General features: G+C 73.1%; 17 protein-coding genes. 8 read left to right on the top strand and 9 right to left on the bottom strand.

Translation table 11 applies throughout. The features are described 5' to 3' along the window. Window positions 1–20: 20 nt before the first annotated feature. Together ACZ6C6_RS11605 and ACZ6C6_RS11600 are read right to left on the bottom strand one after the other, a co-directional pair. Window positions 21–866, bottom strand: a complete 846-nt coding sequence (locus ACZ6C6_RS11605; protein WP_469201552.1) for an alpha/beta fold hydrolase — start codon at window positions 864–866, stop codon at window positions 21–23. Between the two features lie 94 nt (window positions 867–960). After that, entirely contained in the window at window positions 961–2,880 is a 1,920-nt protein-coding gene (locus tag ACZ6C6_RS11600; protein ID WP_469201850.1) for a DEAD/DEAH box helicase, read from the bottom strand. Window positions 2,881–3,351: 471 nt separating this feature from the next. Between ACZ6C6_RS11600 and ACZ6C6_RS11595 the strand changes: the two genes are divergently transcribed. After that, the gene (locus ACZ6C6_RS11595; protein WP_469201550.1) at window positions 3,352–4,086 is read left to right on the top strand and encodes a ferritin-like fold-containing protein; all 735 of its coding nucleotides are present in this window, start codon (window positions 3,352–3,354) and stop codon (window positions 4,084–4,086) included. A 6-nt stretch (window positions 4,087–4,092) separates the two neighbouring features. Here the strand turns inward: ACZ6C6_RS11595 and ACZ6C6_RS11590 are convergent, their stop codons facing one another. The 4 genes from ACZ6C6_RS11590 to ACZ6C6_RS11575 form a co-directional block, all read right to left on the bottom strand. After that, complete coding sequence (locus ACZ6C6_RS11590) at window positions 4,093–4,362, bottom strand: hypothetical protein (protein ID WP_365680233.1); 270 nt, start codon at window positions 4,360–4,362, stop codon at window positions 4,093–4,095. A 191-nt stretch (window positions 4,363–4,553) separates the two neighbouring features. Then, window positions 4,554–4,781, bottom strand: coding sequence for a DUF3107 domain-containing protein (locus tag ACZ6C6_RS11585; protein WP_024490505.1), 228 nt, complete (start codon window positions 4,779–4,781; stop codon window positions 4,554–4,556). A 127-nt stretch (window positions 4,782–4,908) separates the two neighbouring features. Next, window positions 4,909–5,550 carry a TetR/AcrR family transcriptional regulator gene (locus ACZ6C6_RS11580; RefSeq protein WP_018105511.1) on the bottom strand — a complete coding sequence of 214 codons (642 nt, stop codon included), beginning with the start codon at window positions 5,548–5,550 and terminating at the stop codon, window positions 4,909–4,911. 168 nt (window positions 5,551–5,718) lie between these two features. Continuing rightward, on the bottom strand, window positions 5,719–5,934 hold the full coding sequence (locus tag ACZ6C6_RS11575; protein ID WP_469201548.1) for a hypothetical protein: 216 nt from the start codon (window positions 5,932–5,934) through the stop codon (window positions 5,719–5,721). A gap of 110 nt (window positions 5,935–6,044) precedes the next feature. Here ACZ6C6_RS11575 and ACZ6C6_RS11570 point away from each other — a divergent pair, with 110 nt between their 5' ends. From ACZ6C6_RS11570 to moeZ, 7 genes are all read left to right on the top strand, one after another. After that, window positions 6,045–7,010 (top strand): alpha/beta fold hydrolase, encoded by a 966-nt coding sequence (locus ACZ6C6_RS11570; RefSeq protein ID WP_469201546.1) that lies wholly within the window; start codon window positions 6,045–6,047, stop codon window positions 7,008–7,010. Beyond that, entirely contained in the window at window positions 6,995–8,323 is a 1,329-nt protein-coding gene (locus ACZ6C6_RS11565; RefSeq protein ID WP_469201544.1) for a DUF3152 domain-containing protein, read from the top strand. The genes ACZ6C6_RS11570 and ACZ6C6_RS11565 overlap by 16 nt, the downstream gene beginning before the upstream one ends. A 180-nt stretch (window positions 8,324–8,503) precedes the next feature. Continuing rightward, window positions 8,504–10,243 (top strand): glycosyltransferase, encoded by a 1,740-nt coding sequence (locus ACZ6C6_RS11560; protein WP_469201542.1) that lies wholly within the window; start codon window positions 8,504–8,506, stop codon window positions 10,241–10,243. Between the two features lie 52 nt (window positions 10,244–10,295). Then, window positions 10,296–11,498, top strand: coding sequence for a hypothetical protein (locus ACZ6C6_RS11555; RefSeq protein ID WP_469201540.1), 1,203 nt, complete (start codon window positions 10,296–10,298; stop codon window positions 11,496–11,498). A gap of 160 nt (window positions 11,499–11,658) precedes the next feature. Continuing rightward, window positions 11,659–12,624 carry an NAD-dependent epimerase/dehydratase family protein gene (locus ACZ6C6_RS11550; protein ID WP_073964087.1) on the top strand — a complete coding sequence of 322 codons (966 nt, stop codon included), beginning with the start codon at window positions 11,659–11,661 and terminating at the stop codon, window positions 12,622–12,624. Beyond that, a complete protein-coding gene (locus ACZ6C6_RS11545) occupies window positions 12,612–13,448 on the top strand; it encodes a spherulation-specific family 4 protein (protein WP_469201538.1) in 837 nt (278 codons plus the stop codon). The genes ACZ6C6_RS11550 and ACZ6C6_RS11545 overlap by 13 nt, the downstream gene beginning before the upstream one ends. Before the next feature lie 85 nt (window positions 13,449–13,533). Beyond that, window positions 13,534–14,712, top strand: coding sequence for an adenylyltransferase/sulfurtransferase MoeZ (gene moeZ, locus ACZ6C6_RS11540; protein WP_018105519.1), 1,179 nt, complete (start codon window positions 13,534–13,536; stop codon window positions 14,710–14,712). A 62-nt stretch (window positions 14,713–14,774) separates the two neighbouring features. Here moeZ and ACZ6C6_RS11535 read toward each other — a convergent pair whose 3' ends face one another. From ACZ6C6_RS11535 to ACZ6C6_RS11525, 3 genes are all read right to left on the bottom strand, one after another. Then, the gene (locus ACZ6C6_RS11535) at window positions 14,775–16,292 is read right to left on the bottom strand and encodes an alpha/beta hydrolase (RefSeq protein WP_469201535.1); all 1,518 of its coding nucleotides are present in this window, start codon (window positions 16,290–16,292) and stop codon (window positions 14,775–14,777) included. Between the two features lie 71 nt (window positions 16,293–16,363). Beyond that, complete coding sequence (locus ACZ6C6_RS11530) at window positions 16,364–17,965, bottom strand: alpha/beta hydrolase (RefSeq protein ID WP_469201534.1); 1,602 nt, start codon at window positions 17,963–17,965, stop codon at window positions 16,364–16,366. 95 nt (window positions 17,966–18,060) lie between these two features. Next, a complete protein-coding gene (locus tag ACZ6C6_RS11525) occupies window positions 18,061–20,778 on the bottom strand; it encodes a lysylphosphatidylglycerol synthase domain-containing protein (protein ID WP_469201531.1) in 2,718 nt (905 codons plus the stop codon). Window positions 20,779–21,097 lie beyond the last annotated feature (319 nt).

Raw genomic sequence — 21,097 nt, 5'->3', positions numbered from 1 at the left:
ACGGGGCCTGCGGACCGGACCTACAGCCCGTCCCAGAAGGAGGCGAGCGCGGCGGCGGTCGCCTCCGGCCGGCCCGTGTTGGGGGAGTGCTCGGCGCCCTCGATCCGGGTCCGGCGCGCCCCGAGCCGTACCGCCATCTCGTCCAGCGACGGCACCGGCCAGACGTCGTCCACCTCGCCGGAGACGACATGGACCGGCAGCCCGGTCGCGGCGAGCTCGGCCACCCGGTCCGGCTCGGTGGCCAGCTGACGGCCCGTCGCGATCAGCTGGGCCGGACGGTGGAGCAGCCAGCGCCGTCGCAGGTCCTCGCCGCCCGTCTCCGCCTCGGCCGGGGGGTCGAAGGCCCGCATCGCGTCCCAGACGGCGCTCATGGTCATCGTGGCCAGCGCGTCACCGAGGATCTTCAGCTTGACCTGCTGCGCCTCCACCACCTCGGCGGGCCCCGAGGACATCAGGGTCAGCGAGCGGAACGGCGCCGCGTCCCTCAGGACCGCGGCCCGGCAGAGCTGTCCGCCGAGCGAGTGCCCCAGCAGGTGCACCCCGCCCTTCCCGGCACCGAGAGCGGCCGTCTGCGCGAGCACGTCACGGGCCAGCTCCTCCTGGGCGTACTCCTGGAGGTCGTCCGCCCCCGGGCTCTCGAACTGCCCGCGCCCGTCCACGGCGACGGCCCGGTAGCCGGCCTCCGTCAGCGGTCCGAGCAGCGCGATGAAGTCCTCCTTGCTGCCGGTGTACCCGGGCACCAGCAGGGCGGTGCCGCGCGGCGGCCCGGCGGGGGCCGCGTCCAGCACGGCGAAGTCCCCGCGCGCGGTGGGCAGCGCACGGGCGCGGGCGCAGGAGGGCGGGAGGAAGGTGGGTGGCCGGCTCATGGCACGAGGTTAATGCGGCGCGCGCGTGCGCGAACGACGGGCGGCCCCGGGGAATGAACCCCGGGGCCGCCCGTCGGATGCTGCGTCGGTCCGCTCAGCCCTCGGCCTTCGCGGTGGCGCGCGGTGCCCGGCGCCGGCGCGGCTTGGCCTCGCCGTCGGCGGCAGCGGTCTCCGCCACGGCCTCCGTCTTCGGCTTGGACGCCGTACGCGTACGACGACGGACCGGCTCGGGCTCGGAGATCGGCGCGATCTGGAAGTCGACCTCGTCCTCGACGGGCTTGATCACCCGGCGACGGCGCGGCCGTGTGACGGCGGGCGCCTCCGGCTCGGCCACCGGCGCGGCCTGGACCACGGCCTCCTCGGTCACCGGCTTGGCCGCGCGGGCCCGGCGGCGACGCGGCTTGGCCTCCTCCTCGGCGGTCGCGGTCTCCGCGACGGCCTCGGCCGCGACGGTCTCCGTCTTCGGCTTGGCGGCCCGGGTCCGGGTGCGCTTCTTCGGCGCGGCCTCGGCCTCAGGCTCCGCCACCACGGCCGCGGGGGCCTCGGCCACGGCGACCGCGGCCGTGACGGCGACCGCCTCGGCCGCGAGGGCCTCAGCGGCACCGGCACGGGTGCGGCGACGACGGCGCGGGGTGCGCGGGGCGTCCGTCACGGCTTCCGCGTCGCTCACGGCCTCCGCGTCGGCCTCCGCGGCCGGTGCGGGCACGGTCGCGGCGCCCTCGTCGAGCGACGTGCCACCACGGGTGCGACGGCGCTGACGCGGGGTGCGCGGGGCCCGTTCCTCGCGGGCGGCCGGCGCGGCGGACTTGCGGCCGCGGCCGCCCGTCTCGCCCAGGTCCTCGATCTCCTCGGCCCCGAGACCGGCGCGGGTGCGCTCGGCACGCGGCAGGACACCCTTGGTGCCGGCAGGGATGGCCAGTTCCTCGTACAGGTGCGGGGAGGTGGAGTACGTCTCGACCGGGTCCGGGAAGGACAGGTCCAGGGCCTTGTTGATCAGCTGCCAGCGCGGGATGTCGTCCCAGTCGACCAGCGTGATCGCGATGCCCTTGGCGCCCGCGCGGCCGGTGCGGCCGATGCGGTGCAGATAGGTCTTCTCGTCCTCGGGGGACTGGTAGTTGATGACGTGCGTCACGCCCTCGACGTCGATGCCGCGGGCGGCGACGTCGGTGCAGACCAGCACGTCGACCTTGCCGTTGCGGAAGGCGCGCAGAGCCTGCTCGCGAGCGCCCTGGCCGAGGTCGCCGTGGACCGCGCCCGAGGCGAAGCCGCGCCGCTCCAGCTGCTCGGCGATGTCCGCCGCGGTGCGCTTGGTGCGGCAGAAGATCATCGCGAGCCCGCGGCCGTCGGCCTGCAGGATGCGCGCGACCATCTCTGGCTTGTCCATCGAGTGGGCGCGGTAGACGTACTGCGCCGTGTTCTTGACGGTCGTGCCCTCGTCGTCGGGCGAGGTGGCGTTGATGTGCGTCGGCTGCGACATGTAGCGGCGGGCGAGCGAGATGACCGCGCCCGGCATGGTGGCCGAGAACAGCATCGTCTGGCGCTTCGCCGGCAGCATCGTGATGATGCGCTCGACGTCGGGCAGGAAGCCCAGGTCAAGCATCTCGTCGGCCTCGTCGAGGACGAGCGCGCGGACCTTGGACAGGTCCAGCTTGCGCTGACCCGCGAGGTCGAGCAGCCGGCCGGGGGTGCCGACGATCACGTCGACGCCCTTCTTCAGCGCCTCCACCTGGGGTTCGTAGGCGCGGCCGCCGTAGATCGCGAGGACCCGCACATTGCGCACCTTGCCGGCGGTGAGCAGGTCGTTGGTGACCTGCTGGCACAGCTCGCGGGTGGGCACGACGATGAGGGCCTGCGGGGAGTCGGTCAGCTCCTCCGGCTTCGCGCGGCCGGCCTCGACGTCGGCGAGGACGGTGACGCGCTCAAGGAGCGGAAGGCCGAAGCCGAGCGTCTTGCCGGTGCCGGTCTTGGCCTGGCCGATGACGTCGGAGCCCGAGAGGGCGACCGGGAGCGTCAGCTCCTGGATGGGAAAGGGGGACGTGATGCCGACGGCCTCAAGGGCCTCGGCCGTCTCGGAAAGAATCCCGAGGTCTCGGAACGTAGTCAGGGTGCTGCCTCTTCTGTGAGACGCGGTCCGAGGCGAACGAAGGGGGTCGTACCGTGCCGGGGTTGGTCATCCGGCGGAGAAGCCGGGTGGCGCGGGACCACTGCCGTCGCTCGAGCGCTCGTGCCGCTGAGGGGGCCCCTCATCTGCGGTCGTACGTGTGCACGCACCGCGTGGAGGGCTGTCGGGTCGGAGCCGATCGGGCCACCGACCGGGCATCCTCATTCAATTTCGCGCCACGAGCAGATGCAAAGTGCTCAGTAAGCGCATTACCACTGTACCCCGGATCCGCGCATCTGTGTTGGGCGAATTCGTCGGAACGGTGTGACGTCGGTCCTCGGGCGGGCCCCGCCGCCGCAGCCCGGGCGGGCTATTCTGCGCTGCATGGAGACGCCTGACAACGCCAACGAAGCCACCGCGACGACCAGAATCGCCGACCAGGACTGGGCCACCGCGTCCGCGCAGCCGCAGTACCGGGCCGCCGTCGTGGATCTGCTGGGAGCCCTCGCCTACGGGGAGCTCGCGGCCTTCGAGCGGCTGGCCGAGGACGCCAAGCTGGCGCCGACGCTGGCCGACAAGGCGGAGCTGGCGAAGATGGCGTCCGCCGAGTTCCACCACTTCGAGCGGCTGACCGAGCGGCTGACCGCCATCGAGGTAGAGCCGACCGCCGCCATGGAGCCCTTCGCCCGCGCGCTGGACGACTTCCACCGCCAGACCGCCCCGTCGGACTGGCTGGAGGGCCTGGTCAAGGCGTACGTCGGCGACTCGATCGCCAGTGACTTCTACCGGGAGGTCGCGGTCCGCCTGGACTCCGACACCCGCTCGCTCGTCCTGGCCGTGCTCGACGACACGGGCCACGGCAACTTCGCCGTCGAGAAGGTGCGCGCGGCGATCGAGGCGGACCCGCGGGTCGGCGGCCGGCTGGCGCTGTGGGCGCGACGGCTGATGGGCGAGGCGCTGTCGCAGGCGCAGCGCGTGGTCGCGGACCGCGACGCGCTGTCGACCATGCTGGTCGGCGGGGTCGCCGACGGATTCGACCTGGCGGAGGTGGGGCGGATGTTCTCCCGGATCACCGAGGCGCACACCAAGCGCATGGCCGCGCTGGGGCTGGCCGCGTAAAAGGGGTCAGGCGGCGGCCGACCGGCTCAGCCGGCGGCTGCGGGGCCGGATCAGCAGGGACACCGTCACGGCGGCGATCAGCACGGCGCCCACCACGACGGCCGCCGCGTGGCCCGGGCCGAGCACCGAGTGCATCAGGGACGCGCCGAACAGGCCGCCGAGTGCTCCCGTACCGAACACGGTCCGGCGGGCCGGGAGCCGGCCGGGGAGCGAGCGCAGCGCCGCCCAGGAGAGGGCCACTCCGAGCACGACGGCGCTCAAGGTCTCCAGGATCACGGACGATCACCTCGCAGATATACGGAACGGGTGGTTCGGTTCTGCTGGTACTACCCGTGAGCGACCGCTCACAACCCTCCCGCGCACAGGCTTCGCCCAGCCGACGCACAGCCGGCCCCGGAGCACGGGCACCGGAATGAGGAGCGGCCCGGCGGGGAATCCCGCCGGGCCGCTCCTCGCGTTCGTACGCTCTACAGCGCGCCGAACCCCACCCGTCGGGTGCTGGGCTCGCCGATCTCCACGTAGGCGATCCGGTCGGCCGGCACCAGGACCTTGCGGCCCTTCTCGTCCGTGAGGCTGAGCAGCTGTGCCTTGCCGGCGAGAGCCTCGGACACCGCGCTCTCGACCTCTTCGGCGGAAAGCCCGCTCTCCAGAACGATCTCCCGGGGCGTGTGCTGCACCCCGATCTTGACCTCCACGGCTATGTCCCTCCGACGGTCAGTCCCTGCGCAGTACGCGCCGTACGCAGCACACATTAGCCCGCTGAGGGGACTCGTCAGGGCTCCCGGGGCACGCCCGCAGCGAACACGGGCGGACGCCGGACGGTCAGTGCTGGTCGATGCCGTGCAGGGGGAAGCCGGCGATGCCGCGCCAGGCCAGCGAGGTGAGCAGCTGGACGGCGGTGTCGCGCGGGATGGCCGACCGGCTCGACAGCCAGTAGCGGGCGACCACCTGGGACACCCCGCCGAGGCCCACCGCGAGGAGCATGGACTCGTCCTTGGACAGGCCCGTGTCGCCCGCGATCACGTCGGAGATCGCCTCGGCGCACTGGAGCGAGACCCGGTCCACGCGCTCGCGCACGGCGGGCTCGTTGGTCAGGTCGGACTCGAAGACCAGCCGGAAGGCGCCGCCCTCGTCCTCCACGTACGCGAAGTACGCGTCCATCGTCGCGGCGACGCGCAGCTTGTTGTCCGTGGTCGACGCCAGCGCCGTGCGCACCGCCTGGAGCAGCGACTCGCAGTGCTGGTCGAGAAGGGCCAGGTAGAGCTCCAGCTTGCCCGGGAAGTGCTGGTAGAGCACCGGCTTGCTGACCCCGGCGCGCTCCGCGATGTCGTCCATCGCCGCGGAGTGGTAGCCCTGCGCGACGAAGACCTCCTGCGCGGCTCCCAGCAGCTGGTTGCGTCGGGCGCGGCGGGGCAGGCGAGTGCCCCGCGGGCGCGCCGCCTCGGTCTGCTCGATGGCTGTCACGCCGCCTCCCAAATTCGTGGTCCGACACAGCCGTTCCGTACGTGCCGCGCCATACCGACATCGTACTTTTGGGTAACCCCGGTATGCGCGGCGCGGACGCAGAATTTCACGGACCGGACGGCTGCGGTAGCCGCAGATCGCCCCTCCTCGTGCGCAGAGCGGGACGTATCAGCGGTAATCGTCCTCATCCTGGGGAACCACGCGGGCCTGATCCGCCGCGTCCGCCTCGCTGGCGCCGCTGCGGTCGAGGTCCGTGAGCGGTTCATCGTTCTCCGGGCGGAGGTCGGCGTGCTGCTCGGCGGCGTCCGCTTCGGGCGTCTCCTGGTCGGGCTCGTCCGGCTGGACGTCCTCGAAGGTCTCCGGGTCCCTCGGGTCGACCGTCATGGTGACTCCCTTCCTCGGTTCGAGCCTAGGAGGTACCCCGTAAAGCCGCTATGCGATCGTGTGACGGCGAACACATGAACCCCGGTGTGATCATCTCGTAACATTGCCGCATGTCTTCGACCGAGCTGCCGGGAGTCCGCGCCGCCGCCGCGGCGGTGTCACCCACGGTGAGCGCCGTCAGGGTCGCGGAGGGGGAGCGGCTGCGCTCCGTCGAGCTGCCCGGGCTGACGCTCACCGTCCGTTCCCGGCCGTCCCGGGGGCCCGGGCTGCCGCCCGCCCTCTTCGTGCACGGCCTCGGCGGCTCCTCGCAGAACTGGTCGGCCCTGATGCCGCTGCTGGAGGAGCTGGCCGACTGCGAGGCGGTCGACCTGCCGGGCTTCGGCGACTCGCCGCCCCCGGACGACGGCAACTACTCGGTCACCGGACACGCCCGGGCGGTCATCCGCCTCCTGGACGCCCAGGAGCGCGGTCCCGTCCATCTGTTCGGCAACTCGATGGGCGGCGCGGTCGCCACCCGGGTCGCCGCGGTCCGCCCCGACCTGGTGCGTACGCTCACGCTGATCTCGCCCGCGCTTCCGGAGATCCGGGTCCAGCGCACGGCCGCCCCGACCGCCCTGCTCGCACTGCCGGGCGTCGCGTCCCTGTTCGCCCGCCTCTCCCGGGACTGGACCGCGGAGGACCGCACCCGCGGAGTCATGGCACTCTGTTACGGCGATCCGGCACGGGTCTCCGAGGCAGGCTTCCGCGACGCGGTGGCCGAAATGGAGCGCCGGCTGGAACTGCCGTACTTCTGGGACGCCATGGCGCGTTCCGCCCGTGGCATCGTCGACGCGTACACGCTGGGCGGACAGCACGGGCTGTGGCGCCAGGCCGAGCGGGTGCTCGCGCCGACCCAGTTGGTGTACGGCGGACGGGACCGGCTCGTCTCGTTCCGGATGGCCCGCAGGGCGTCCGCGGCCTTCCGCGACGCGCGCCTGCTGACACTGCCCGATGCCGGGCACGTGGCGATGATGGAGTACCCGGAGGCAGTCGCCCAGGCGTTCCGGGAATTGCTCGACGAATGCGGCGGGAGCTGATCCAGGGCGTGGGACGACACAGCCGGAGGGGCCCTGCGCCCAGCGCGCCCGCAACCGGGCAGGCGGAGCCGGACGAGGCGGGGCGGGAGGCCGCCCGGCCCGTCGCCGGCACCGGACGGCGCAGACGGCAAGCGGGACCGGCACCCTTCGGGGGAGCGCCCGAGGTGCGCGGCGGCCACCCCGAGCAGCGTGAGCCGGGCGGCGGCTGGGGCGCGGGCCCCATGCGCGCCCCTTCCCGCCCCGGCCTCCAGGGGCCCACGCCCGGCGCGCGCCCCGGCGCTCCGCGCCCCCCGCACCACCAGCAGTCCACCGGCGCCCGGCCGCTGATACCGGGCCCGCGGCGCGAGTTCGTGGAAGCCTTCGACAGCCCGCCCGCACCGCCGGCCCCGCGTCGGCGCGACCCGGTGGCTGAGGACCCGTACCGCTCCGTCACCGACTGGGACACCCGCGAGCCGGAGGCCCGGCAGGGCGAGGACACGGCCCCGGCCAGGGAGAACAAGGGCGGCAAGGGCCGCACGTTCACCGGTATCGCGGCCGCCGCGGTGACCACCGTCCTCGCGGTCGTCGTGGCCGGGCAGGTCGCCCACGACAGCACCTCGGGGAGCGGTGCCGCGCAGGCCGCAGGAGTGGACCGGGACGACGCGGACGACGCCTCCCGTTCGGACAGCCGTACGACCCCCTCGCCCGAGGCGGTGGCCGTCAAGCCCCTGACGTATGACCAGAAGATGGCCAAGCCCTATCCGCTCTCGCCCGCGCTGACGGGCTCGGGGAAGTTCGAGACCGTGCCCGGCTCCGCCAAGGCGCCCGGCAAGGGGACGGTCCACCGCTACCGGATCGACGTGGAGAAGGGCCTCGGGCTCGACGCCCAGCTGTTCGCCCAGGCCGTTCAGAAGACCCTCAACGACGACCGGAGCTGGGCGCACGACGGCGACATGACCTTCGAACGGATCTCCAAGGGCGATCCGGACTTCGTCATCACCCTGGCCAGCCCCGGCACCACCGGCAAGTGGTGCGCCAAGTCCGGCCTGGACACCATGGAGGACAACGTCTCCTGCGACTCGGCCGCCACCGAGCGCGTGATGATCAACGCCTACCGCTGGGCGCAGGGTTCGGCCACCTTCGGACCGGACAAGCTGTACGCGTACCGGCAGATGCTCATCAACCACGAGGTCGGCCACCGGCTCGGCCACAACCATGTGAGCTGCCGGACGGAGGGCGCGCTCGCGCCGGTCATGCAGCAGCAGACCAAGACACTGGATCTCGACGGCATCAAATGCCGCCCCAATCCGTGGGTGTACCCCACCACTGAGTAACCCTCAGTTTCCTTAGCGCGACAGAACGCTATTCCGCCGGGAAAGTTACGCCGGTTCACCCCTTTCGGTGGCGCGATGGACAACCGTCCGTCGCGCCACCGGCGTATCCGCTTACGGTCGTCCCGCCGCGAGTCGCCGAAGGAACGGCGGCCGCTCACAAGGGAGATCGGGGGTGCGCTCGTGCGGATCGGACTGCTCACCGACGGTGGTTATCCGTACGCGACCGGTGAGTCCAGGCTCTGGTGCGACCGGCTCGTACGCGGGCTCGCACAGCACGAGTTCGACCTCTTCGCACTCAGCCGCTCCGCCGAACAGGAGGCGGCCGGCTGGGTCCGGCTCCCTCCCCAGGTCGCCGGCGTGCGCACCGCACCCCGGTGGACCGCCGACGAGGAAGCCCTCGGTCTCCACGCCCCCCGGGGGCCGCTCGCCCGGCTGCTGACCGGCGGGGGCGCGCGGACGTACGCCCGGCGCGAACGGCGGCGCTTCGCCGCGCACTTCGCGGACCTCGCGGCCTCCGTCTGCACCGCGGCGGGCCCGGAGCGGGACCGGACCGACCCGGACCGGGCGGAAGGCGGCGCCGAACCCCGCCTCGTGGACGAGCGGTTCACCCGCGGGCTCTACGGCCTCGCCGAACTCGCCTGGGAATACGGCGGACTGCCCGCCGCCCTGCGCTCCGAGACGGCCGTGCGCATCCTGGAGGCCGCCTGCCGCGCACCCGGCACCGGACGCACCGTGCAGACCGCCACCGTCACCGACCTGCTCGCCTTCACCGCCGAGCTGGACCGGGTGCTGCGCCCCCTCTCCCTCGACTGGTACGAGGAGGACGGGCTCGGTGCCGTGGACCTCTGCCACGCCACGGCGGGCGGTGCCGCCGCGCTCCCGGGCCTGCTGGCCAAACGCTTCTTCGGGGTGCCGCTGCTGGTCACCGAGCACTCCGTCCGGGTGCGGGCCCACTACCTCGCGTCGGGCGGTGCGCCGGTCAGCGCTCCGGTGCGCGCCCTTCTCGCCCACCTGCACGCACGGCTCGCCACCGAGGTGTACCGGCAGGCCGCGCTCATCACCCCCGGCAACACCCACGCCCGCCGCTGGCAGGAGCGCTGCGGCGCCGACCCCGCGAAGCTGCGGACCGTGTACCCGGGCATGGAGGCGGCCCGGTTCGCCGAGCTCGGCGAGAGCGAGGACGACGGCGGGCCCGACACGCTCGTCTGGGTCGGCCGCATCGAGCCCGCCAAGGACCTGACCGGCCTCCTGCACGCGTTCGCCGAGGTGCGCCTGGCCGAGCCGGGTTCCCGGCTGCGGATCATCGGCGCCCCGGCCCCGGGCCCGGCGGGCGCCGCCTACCTGGCCCGCTGCCGTGACCTGGCCGCCCGGATCTTCCCCGAGGAGGACGCGGTCGGCTTCGAGGAGATCGGCGGGCCCGAGGTCCCGGAGCTCGCCCGGGCGTACGCGGCGGGCGGGGTCGTGGTGCTCTCCAGCGTCGTCGAGGGCTTCCCGATCAGCCTGGTCGAGGCGATGTTCTGCGGCCGGGCCACGGTGTCGACGGACGTCGGCGCGGTGGTCGAGGTCATCGGCGGTACGGGGCTCGTGGTCCCGCCGCGCAACCCCCGGGCGCTCGCGGACGCCTGCGTCGCGCTCCTGCGTGACCCCGAGCGCCGTGCACGCCTGGGTGCGGCGGCGCGCGCCCGCGCGCTCGAACTCTTCACCATCGAACAGAATCTCGCCGCCTTCCACGGGATCTACCTGGAGCTGATCGCACGGGCCCCGGTACGCGAGAGGCCGCAGACCGCCCCGCACGACGGCCCGCGCCCCTTCGCCACCCCGCCGGAGGCCCACGTCCTGGAGCACTGGCCGGAGTCGGCCGCCCCGGAGCGCGCCGACCGCACCCCCAGCTGGGCGGGCGCCGGGAGCGTCGATGCGTAGCCACGAGAAGGCGTGCCCGGCACCGGGCGGACAGCACCACGGAGGAACGACGATGAGCCGCGAGGGCCACCAGGGGGACGCCGCCTCGGCGCGGGAGCTCGCGTCCGGGGACGCGCCCGCGCGCGCCCCCGAAGTGGCGCACGCGCACCCCGCCTCCGCCCTGCGCAAGGCGGCCCTCGGGCGACTGGGGACCGCCGACCCGGTGCGGGCGCTCATGCACCGTCACCGGGAGCTGTGCGAACGGGCCGTCGACCCGCTGGAGATCGCCGCAGGACTGGAGGCCCACGGGGTCACCGACCGCACCGCCGCCCGCTACCGGCACCGGGACGTGTTCTCGCTCGCCGAGGAGCTGTTCGCACGGGTCCCGGCGGTCGCGGGGGAGCCCGTCGCGACCGGCCACGCTCCGGCGCGCGACGTCACCACGCGCGCCGCCTGGTCCCTGCGCGCCCTGCTGCCCGGCGCCGCCTGCCTCGCGACCCTCGTCGCGCTCGCGCTGACCGACGGGGTCCTCGGCGGCGACGCCCGCCTCGCCATCGGCTCCACCGGGACGCTCCTCGCACTCATCGGCCTCGCCCTCGCCCTGCGCACCGGCCCGCTGAGCGCCCGGGAGGGGAGGGGGTCCTCCGGCACCGCCGCGCTCTGCGCCTGCTGGCTGCTCGGCTACGTCCTGTACGGCGACGACCTGCTCCACCAGGTCCTCAGCGGCGGACCCGAGGGCCCCTGGACGATGACCCCGGCCCCCCTGCTGGGGCTCGCCGTCGCGGTGGCCCCGGCCGCCTGGTGCGCCCACCTCTTCGCCCTGGCCGCGCATCGCCGCCTGCGCGGCAGCCATGCGCTGGAGGAGTTCGGGGCGGGCGCGCGCCCCCTGCTCTTCGGCGTCGTCGCGCTCTTCGCGTGCGTCCTCGCCGCACTGCTGTACCTGGCCCGTCTCGGCTTCGGCACCGGCGGCTCACCGGCCGGGGCCGCCGCCCTCGGGATGCTGCTCCTGCTGGCCCGCCTGCTGACCGTCCACGGCTTCCCCGAACCCGCCGCCACCGGACTCGCCGCCGCCTGCGCCATGGAAGCGGCGGCCCCCGCCCTGATCCTGGCCGGGCGGCTGCCCGGGCTCGACGCGGTCGCCCGCCCCGTCGACGCCCTCATCGAGGCGGCGGGCCCCGGGGCCGTGCCCGTACTGGCCTGCGGCACCGCCGCGTTCGGCCTGCTGATCACCGCCGTACTGGCCCTCTCCCGGGCGTCCGCCCACGCCGCCCCCTGAGGCGGCCCCCGATCCCCCGCGGAGCCGACGCCGCGGGCCGTCACCACCCGAACCGTACGCACCGACGCGTACGGGACAGCCCTCAAGGAGACACCGACATGACCCGCCAATCCCCCGCACCGGCAGCCCGCCGTCGGCCCTCAGGCCGGGGCGGTGCGCGATGAGGGTGCTGCTGCTCGGAGCCAACGGATTCATCGGCCGGTTCGTGGCCGACCGGCTGCTCGCCGACCCCGCCGTCCACCTCACGGCCCTCGGCCGCGGCGACGACGCCGACGTCCGGTTCGACCTCGCGACCGGAAGCCCCGGAGCGCTCACCCGCTTCCTGGACGCCGTCCACCCCGGGGTCGTCGTCAACTGCGCCGGCGCGACCCGGGGCGGCGCACGCGACCTCACCCGCCACAACACCGTCGCCGTCGCCACCGTCTGCGAGGCGATGCGGCGCAGCCGCTGCACCGCCCGCCTGGTCCAGGTCGGCTGCGCGTCGGAGTACGGCCCGTCCCAGCCCGGGTCCTCCACCGCCGAGGACGCCATCCCGCGCCCCGGCGGCCCCTACGGCGTCAGCAAGCTCGCCGCCACCGAGCTCGTCCTCGGCTCCGGCCTCGACGCGGTCGTCCTGCGGGTCTTCTCCCCGGTCGGCCCCGGCACCCCGGCGGGCTCCCCGCTCGGCCGGCTCGCCGAGGCGATGCGCCGCACCATGCAGGCCGGGGACGGCGAGCTGAAGCTCAGCGGACTCGGCGTGCAGCGGGACTTCGTGGACGTACGCGATGTGGCGCGGGCCGTCCACGCCGCCTCGCTCTCCGCCGCGCAGGGCGTCGTCAACATCGGCACCGGCCGGGCCGTCCGGCTGCGCGACGCGGCGGCCGTCCTCGCCAAGGTCGCCGGATACGCCGGAGCGCTCCACGAGCTGGACACGCCCCCCGCCCGCCTGCCCATCGGCGCGCCCCGCACCTCCACCGAGTCGGTCATCGAACACCTCTCGGCGACCCCGTCCCCCTACCCGGACGGCTGCGGCGCCTGGCAGCAGGCCGACGTCCGCACCGCACGGGACCGGCTCGGCTGGCGCCCCCGGATCAACCTGGAGGAGTCGCTCGCCGACATCTGGATGGAGGCGGCGTGCCGTATCTGACCAGCACCGGCACCGCCCGGCGCGGCAGCGGCGCCGACCGGCTCGGCTTCGGGGTCCCCGGCTACGCCCACCCGCTGCTCGCCCCCGCCGAGTGGGCCGAGCTGACCCGCCCGGGCACCCCGCTGCACTGGGCCGTCCTCAACATCGACAACGGCCCCGGCAGCCGGCCCGACCCGCACTGCCTGGAGGCGGCCGGCCGGCTGCGCAACGCCCGCGCCCGCGCACTGCGCGAAGGCGACCCGCTCGACGCGGTACGGGCCTCCGGCGGTCACCTGCTCGGGCAGCTCGACCTCGCCCACGGCACCCGGCCGTTCGGCGAACTGCTCGCCGAGGCCCGGTCGTACCTGGACTGGTACCGGGTGGACGGCTTCTACCTGGACCGCTGTCCGGCCGGACGCGCCGAGCTGCCGGCCGTCCGACGGCTCACCGGCACCCTGCGGGCCTTCCTGGGGAAGGGCGACGGGCACCTCGTGCTGGGGCACGACACCCACCCGTATCCCGGTTACGCGGAGACGGGGGACCAGCTCGTCACGTTCCGGGGGGCGTGGAGCGACTACCGCTGGTCGCAGGTGGCGGAGTGGACCGCGGCCTACCCGCCCGGCCGCTTCGCGCACTTCGTGCACGGCGTTCCGCGCACGCATCTGGAGGAGGCGATGCGCATCGCCCGCTGGCAGGGTGCCGGGACGATCTTCTTCACCGACCGCGGCGGACGGTCCGGCCCGGGGAACGGCCGCAACGGTGACGGACAAAGCGACCCATTCGCGGCACTGCCCAGGTACTGGGACGAAATCGTCTCGCGGATCGGACCCGGTATCTCGGAATGAGAGGGGGCGTGGCAGTGTTACCGGAAGAACAACCGTACGTAGTCGAAGTACGTAGAAACCGACCACCTGCATTGTTGAGGTTCCTGTGTCGCTGCCACCCCTGGTCGAGCCAGCTGCTGAGCTCACCGTCGACGAGGTCCGCAGGTACTCCCGCCACCTGATCATCCCGGATGTCGGGATGGACGGGCAGAAGCGGCTGAAGAACGCGAAGGTGCTCTGTGTCGGCGCCGGCGGCCTCGGTTCGCCGGCCCTGATGTACATGGCCGCCGCCGGTGTCGGCACGCTCGGCATCGTGGAGTTCGACGAGGTAGACGAGTCGAACCTGCAGCGCCAGGTCATCCACAGCCAGGGCGACATCGGCAAGTCCAAGGCCCAGTCGGCCAAGGAGACCGTCCAGGGCATCAACCCCCTGGTCAACGTGGTCCTTCACGAGGAACGGCTCGAAGCCGAGAACGTGATGGACATCTTCTCCCAGTACGACCTGATCGTGGACGGCACGGACAACTTCGCCACCCGCTACCTGGTCAACGACGCCGCGGTCCTGCTGAACAAGCCCTACGTCTGGGGCTCGATCTACCGCTTCGACGGCCAGGCGTCCGTGTTCTGGTCCGAGCACGGTCCCTGCTACCGCTGCCTCTACCCGGAGCCGCCCCCGCCGGGCATGGTTCCGTCCTGCGCCGAGGGCGGCGTCCTCGGTGTGCTCTGCGCCTCCATCGGCTCGATCCAGGTCAACGAGGCCATCAAGCTGCTCGCCGGCATCGGCGACCCGCTGGTCGGCCGGCTGATGATCTACGACGCCCTGGAGATGCAGTACCGCCAGGTCAAGGTGCGCAAGGACCCCGACTGCGCGGTCTGCGGCGAGAACCCCACCGTCACCGAGCTCATCGACTACGAGGCGTTCTGCGGCGTCGTGTCGGAGGAGGCCCAGGAGGCGGCGGCCGGTTCGACCATCACTCCGAAGCAGCTCAAGGAGTGGATCGACGCCGACGAGAAGATCGAGATCATCGACGTCCGCGAGCCGAACGAGTACGAGATCGTCGCGATCCCGGGCTCCCGGCTGATCCCGAAGAACGAGTTCCTGATGGGCAACGCCCTCCAGGACCTCCCGCAGGACAGGCGCATCGTCCTGAACTGCAAGACGGGTGTCCGCAGTGCGGAAGTCCTCGCGGTCCTCAAGTCGGCGGGCTTCGCCGACGCGGTCCACGTGGGCGGCGGCGTGATCGGGTGGGTCAACCAGATCGAGCCCGAGAAGCCGGTCTACTAGAACGGTCGGAAGGGGCCGGTCCGCATCGTGCGGGCCGGCCCCTTCGGCGTTCCGCCGCGCCGCTACGAGCAGGTCGTGCCGTCCGCCGGGACCTTCCCGTCCAGGAAGTACGTGTCCACGGTCGACGTCACGCAGCTGTTGCCCCCGTACGCGCCGTGCCCCTCGCCCTTGTTGGAGAGCAGCACACCGACGCCCTCGCCCAGCTCGTCCGCCATCCGGCGGGCGCCCTCGTACGGCGTGGCCGGGTCGCCCGTCGTGCCCACGACCAGGATCGGACCGGCGCCCGGAGCGCTCGCCTCCGGGTTGTCGTGCTCGCCCGGCACCGGCCAGCCGGAGCACCAGCCCGCCGTGTCCCAGGCCAGGAACGGGCCGAAGACCGGGGACAGCTTCCCGAACTCCGGCAGCAGCGCCTTCGCCTCGGCCGCCGTGGGCCGCGCCTTGCCGTCCGCGCAGGAGATGGCCCGCTGCGAATGGTTCTGGGTGTCGTAGTGGCCGTTCTCGTCCCGGCCGTTGTACGAGTCGGCGAGCTGGAGCAGCAGGGCGCCGCTGCCGGCCTCGGCCTCGTCCAGGGCGCGGGTGAGGGTGGGCCAGTTGTCCTTCGAGTAGAGGGGGGTCACGATGCCGGTGATCGCCAGCGACTCGTTGAGCTCGCGGTCCGTGCCGGTCGGCAGCGGCTCGGCGTCGATCCGCTTCAGCAGCGCCGCGATCCGCCGGGTGCCCGCCTTCGGGTCCTGGCCGCGGTCCTTGAGGTAGTTCTCCAGGGCCCGCTGGAAGCCGGTCGCCTGGTTGCGCGCGTGCCCGGTGGAATCCGCGGTCGGGTCGACGACCGCGTCCAGGACCGTGCGCCCCACGCGCTTCGGGAAGAGGTGGGCGTACGTGCCGCCCAGCTCGGTGCCGTACGACATGCCGAAGTACGTCAGCTTCTCGTCCCCGAGGGCCTGGCGGATCAGGTCCATGTCGCGGGCGGCGTTCGTCGTGCCGACGTACGGGAGGACCTTGCCGGACAGGCGTGCGCAGCCGGCCCCGAAGTCGGCGCCGTCCGCCATGAACGCCGCCTCCTCGGCCGCGGTGTCCGGGGTCATGTCCACATTCTGGTACGCCTTTTCCTGCGCCTTGTCGTCGCGGCACCGCACCCCGGCGCTCTGCGCCACCCCGCGCGGGTCGAAGCCCACCAGGTCGTAACGGGAGTTGAGGGTGGCGTACCCGGCGGCGGCGCGCGGCAGGATCGACACGCCGGAGCCGCCGGGACCGCCGAAGTTGAAGAGCATCGAGCCCAGGCGCTTGGACGGGTCCGTGGCCTCCTTGCGGATCAGGGCGATGCCGATCGTGTCGCCCTTCGGCTTCGCGTAGTCCAGCGGCACCCGCACCGTCGCGCAACGCCATTCGGAGCCCGGCGCCTCGCCGTCCTCGGGGGCCTTGCATTCGGTCCACTTCAGGCGCTGCGAGGCGGGCGACGAGGCGGTGGAGCCGTCCGCCCGCTTGCCCGGTTTGTCGTCCGTACCGTCCTCGCAGCCCGCGAGCACCCCCGTCAGCAGCAGTGCGGCGGCGGCCAGTGTCCCGGCCCGTGCGTGTGCGACCACGTGTGCGTTCCCTCCCCGTCGAGCGCTGCCCGTACGGCAGTTCGCCCATCGTAGGGGGGTCGCGCGAGGGCTCAGCCGCAGACGGTCCCGGCCTCCGGGGTCCTGCCGTCGAGCAGATAGCCGCCGACCGCCTTCTGCACGCAGGCGTCGCCGCTGTTGTACGCGCCGTGGCCCTGGCCCTTGTACGTCATCTGCACGCCGACGTCCTCGCCCAGCTCGTCGGCCATCGCCTTGGCGCCCTCGTACGGTGTCGCCGGGTCGCCGGTGTTGCCGATGACGAGGATGGGGGCGGAGCCGGGGGCGCTGACGTCGGGGGTCTTCCAGGTGCCCTTGACCGGCCAGTCGGTGCAGCCCATCAGGCCCCAGCCCAGGTAGTTCCCGAAGACCGCCGAGGCGTCGCGGAATTCGGGGAGCTTGGCCTTCGTCTGCTCCAGCGTGAACCGCTCCCGCGAGTCGGCGCAGCTGATCGCGGAGTAGGCGGCGGCGGAGTTGTCGTAGCGCCCGTCCTCGGAGCGGCCGTTGAGGGAGTCCGCCAGCGCCAGGAGCAGGGAGCCGTTCCCGCCGTCGGCCTCGTCCACACCCTGTTCCAGGAGCGGCCAGGTCTCCTTGGAGTAGAGGGCCGCCGCGATGCCGGTGGTGGCCTGCGTCTCGGTCAGTTTGCGGGCGCCGATGCCCTTGATGGGCTTCTTCTCCAGCTGGTCCAGCAGGGAGGCGATGCCCTGCTCGATCTCCTTCGCGTCGGAGCCGGGCAGCTTGCAGGCGTCGCCCCGGTCCGCGCAGTCCTTGGTGAAGTTCTCCAGGGCGAGCTGGAAGCCCTTGGCCTGGCTCAGCGAGGACTGCTCGGCGTCCTCGGTGGGGTCGACCACCGCGTCCAGGACCGCCCGGCCGACCTTCTTCGGGTACAGGTGCGCGTAGACGCCGCCCAGCTCGGTGCCGTACGAGATCCCGAAGTAGTACAGCTTGTCGTCGCCGAGCACCTGGCGCATCAGGTCCATGTCGCGGGCGGCGTTGGTGGTGCCGACGTACGGAAGCTGCTCGCCGGACCGCTTCTCGCAGGCGGCGGCGAACCGCTTGGTGTCCTGGACGAACGCCTTCTCCTCCGCCGAGTCGTCCGGGGTGCCGTCCTCCTGGTAGCGGGCGTCCAGCTGCTTGTCGGTCTCGCACTCGACGCCGTCGCTGTTCCCCACGCCGCGCGGGTCGAAGCTCACCAGGTCGTACCGGGCCCGCAGTTTGTCGTACGCCGTACCGAACGCGGGCAGGGTGGCGACGCCCGAGCCGCCGGGGCCGCCGAAATTGAAGATGAGCGAGCCGATCCGCTTCTTCGGGCTGATCGCCTTCGCGCGGATCAGCGCCAGCTCGATGGTGTCGCCGTCCGGCTTCGCGTAATCGAGGGGGGCCTTCATGGAGGCGCACTCCCAGTTCGCCCCGCCGGGCAGCGGGGACGGCGGGTTTCCGCCGCCCTGGGCCTGGGAAGGCGCGGGGCACTTCTTCCACGTCAGCTTCTGGGAGGCGAGGCCGGACGACGGGCTGCCGGTGGTGGCGTTCGCCGCGCGGGCCTGGCTCGTCGGGCCGGTGGCTTCCTTGTCACCGCCGTCCGCACAGCCGGCGAGCGGGAGCAGCACGGTCACGGTGGCGGCGAGGGCCGCGGCGCGCAGGGCAGGGGAGGTCCTCATCGCTCCATGCTGCGGTGGCGCCGGAGCGCGCGCACGGGGTGCCGGTCCAAGTGGGTGGCCCGTGCACGCGGGCTCTCCGGGTCAGTGCCCGGGCTTCAGAGCTGCCCCTTGCGCGTGAGGTGGTTGAAGCACAGCCAGCCGGGAAGGACCGGCAGCCACAGGGTCATCAGCCGGAACAGCAGCACTGCCGGGGCGGCGACCTCCTTCGGCAGCCCGACCGCGATCAGACCCAGCGTCAGCGCGCCCTCGACGGCGCCCATGCCGCCCGGCGTCGGCGCGGCCGAGCCGAGCGCGTTGCCGGCGAGGAAGACCACCGCGATGCTCGCGTAGCTGAGGTGCGGGGTGTCCGGGCCGCTGAACGCCCGGACCGAGGCGTCCAGGCACATCACGAAGACACCGGTCAGCAGCAGCATCCCGCCGATCCCGGTGAGGAGCTTCTGCGGGCGCTGCACCACGTCGAGCATGCGGGGCACGACCCCGGCGAACAGCGACCGCACCCGGGTCACCACGAACTTCCGCAGGAACGGGATGGCGGTGACCACGAGGACCAGCACGGCGACCGTCAGCAGCCCGGCGATCACGGTCCTGGACGGGGTGAGCGAGGACGGTGTCTTCTCGGTGCCGGTCAGATAGCCGAAGGCGCCCAGCAGCAGGATGTGGCAGCCCAGACCGAACAGCTGGGACGCGCCCACGCTCGCCACCGCGAGACCGGGGCGGACCCCGGAACGCTGGAGGAACCGGGTGTTCAGCGCCACCCCGCCGACCGCCGCCGGCGCCACGATCTTCACGAACGACCCGGCGACCTGCGCGAGGACGGTCCGGCCGAACGACACCCGCTCGGGCACGAAGCCCAGCAGGCTCATCGCGGCGGCCACGTAGCTCAGCGCCGAGAAGCCGAGCGCGGCGGCCACCCAGCCCCACTCCGCCTGCTCGACGACCGCCCCGAAGTCGGCCTCGGTGACCTGGGAGATCAGGAAGTACGCGGCGATGGCACCGGCGATGAAGCTGATCAGGGTGCGCGGCTTGATGCGTTCCAGGCGGACCGGCTCGACCGGCGCCTGCGGCCGGATCAGCAGGACCTCCCGGCGCATCTGGGAGAGCAGGTCCTCCTCGCGCGCCTCTTCGAGGGCGTCGTCCATGGCCCGCTTCTCGGCCTGCTTCTCGGTGCGCAGCGACTTGCGCGCGTTCTTGCGGTCGCCCTGCCTGGACAGCTCCGCGTCCTCGGCCCGGGCGCGCTTGGCCGCGTCCGACGCTTCGAGGACGGCCTCGCGTTCGCGCTGCGAGCGTTCCCGGGCGAGCCTGCGCAGCTGCGCCCGGGTGGAGCGGCTGAGCGCGATCGGCTGGAGGAGGGGCAGGCAGTCGGCGACCGCGTCGGGGCCGAGCACGGCGAGGGCGGCGGCCACGGCCCGCTCGGGGCCCACCCGCAGCCCGGTGGTGGTGAGCAGCTGCGCGACGTCCATCCGCAGGACCAGGTCACCGGCCGCGATCTCGCCGCCGCGCAGGTCGGTCACGAACACCGTGCCGAAACGATCCACCAGTATGGCGTCGCCCGTGAGCCTGCGGTGCGCGATCCGGCGCGACTGGAGGGCCTTGACCTGCTTCCACGCCCCGCGCACCAGATCGTCGGTGATCTCGGCGTCCTCCAGGGCGTCCAGCGACCGGCCGCCGATGTGCTCGTAGACCAGCATCACGGCGTCCGGGCCGAGCTCGGAGGTGGCGATGAGCTTGGGGGCGTTGGCCCCGGCGGCGATGGCCGCGTACGCGAGCAGCGCCTCCTGCTCCAGTGCCTGGCGCAGCGACTGGATGGACCGCCGCTGGGTGATGCCGCGCAGGGTGAGCCTGCGCCACACCCGGTAGAAGAACCCCTGGGCCTGTTGCTCGCGGTCCACGACGGTCACGTCGAGCGGTGGCCCGTCCTCCAGGGAGACCAGATAGCGGCGCCCCCGGTCGCTCTGGTCGCCGGAGTCGGGCGCGTCGTCCGCCCGCATCGCGGTGACCGGTCGGAAGCCGACGTGCCGCAGACCGGCCATCAGGTGCTGGCCGGTCGGGCGGACGTTCGGCGAGCCCACCGCGTACAGCGTGCCGTATGCCACCGTCCAGCCGATCAGCACCGTGAGCACGATGGAGAACGGGGTGGTGTAGCCGCCGACCAGCATCGCGAAGGCGTCCAGCAGCAGCACCACCCACAGCACGACCCGCCAGCGCGGCCGTCTCGCCATGCCGACCGCGGTCATGTACGCGATCACGGGCGCGAGGTAGCCGTGCACCGGATCGGTGACCGCGTCGCCGGGCTGCGGCTGGGTCAGCGCGTCCCGGATGGTGCCGGAGGCGGACTTGGCGACCCACAGGTCCGCGGCGAGCGTCACCCCGTGCGCCAGCACCGCGGCCAGCACCCCGTCGGCGATCCGGAGCCCGTCGCGTTTGATCAGCCGCTCGATGGCGAAGGCGACCGGGACGAGCAGCACGGCGATGCTGGAGACCAGCCCGGCGAGCTTGATCAGCAGGTCGGGGGCCTGGCCCGTGCCCTTGTTGATGTCCTCTTCGAGGCCGGTGGTCGTGCCGTGGGCGAAGGCGGCGACGGAGAACAGCACGACGACCGCCAGCACCCCGATGAGCAGGCGCAGCAGGTCGGAGGGGCGGTGCACCCGGGCGGGCAGCAGCGGTTCGTCACCGGAGACGCGCTCGGCCTGCGAGGTCTCGGAGCCGGCGAGGGTCGACCCGGCCAGGGTCTCCGCGTCCGTGCCCGGCTCCCGCCGGGCGCTGTCCGGACGCGGCTCGGCATCGGAGGCGTCGGCCGCCTTCGGTGGCTGCACGCCCTGCTCCTTCGTCGCCTCTGATTGGTCTTCGTGTTCTCGTATCACCGGTCACCGCCCGCATGATGGTGGCACGGCCGATGGGCGCAAGGGGGCATCAGGGTGCGATGCGGGGGCGTGCGATGCGCAACATACGCTCCTTTCCCGCCGCGCGCACGCTCCGTGTGCGCGCGAACACGGGTAGGGCCTTTCGTTTGGATCAGGCCGGGCTCGCGGGGCCTGGCACGCGCTCCCCCAAGCTCTCGGCTTCGCTCGAACAGGGAGGGACCCCCTCCCGCGTTGTCGTCAATCACCAACGCTCCGCGTTGCCTCAATCCTC

The organism is Streptomyces sp. NPDC041814, from assembly GCF_055590565.1.
Note: the sequence above shows the minus strand (reverse complement) of the source record. Positions and strands in the feature narration are given on the sequence as shown.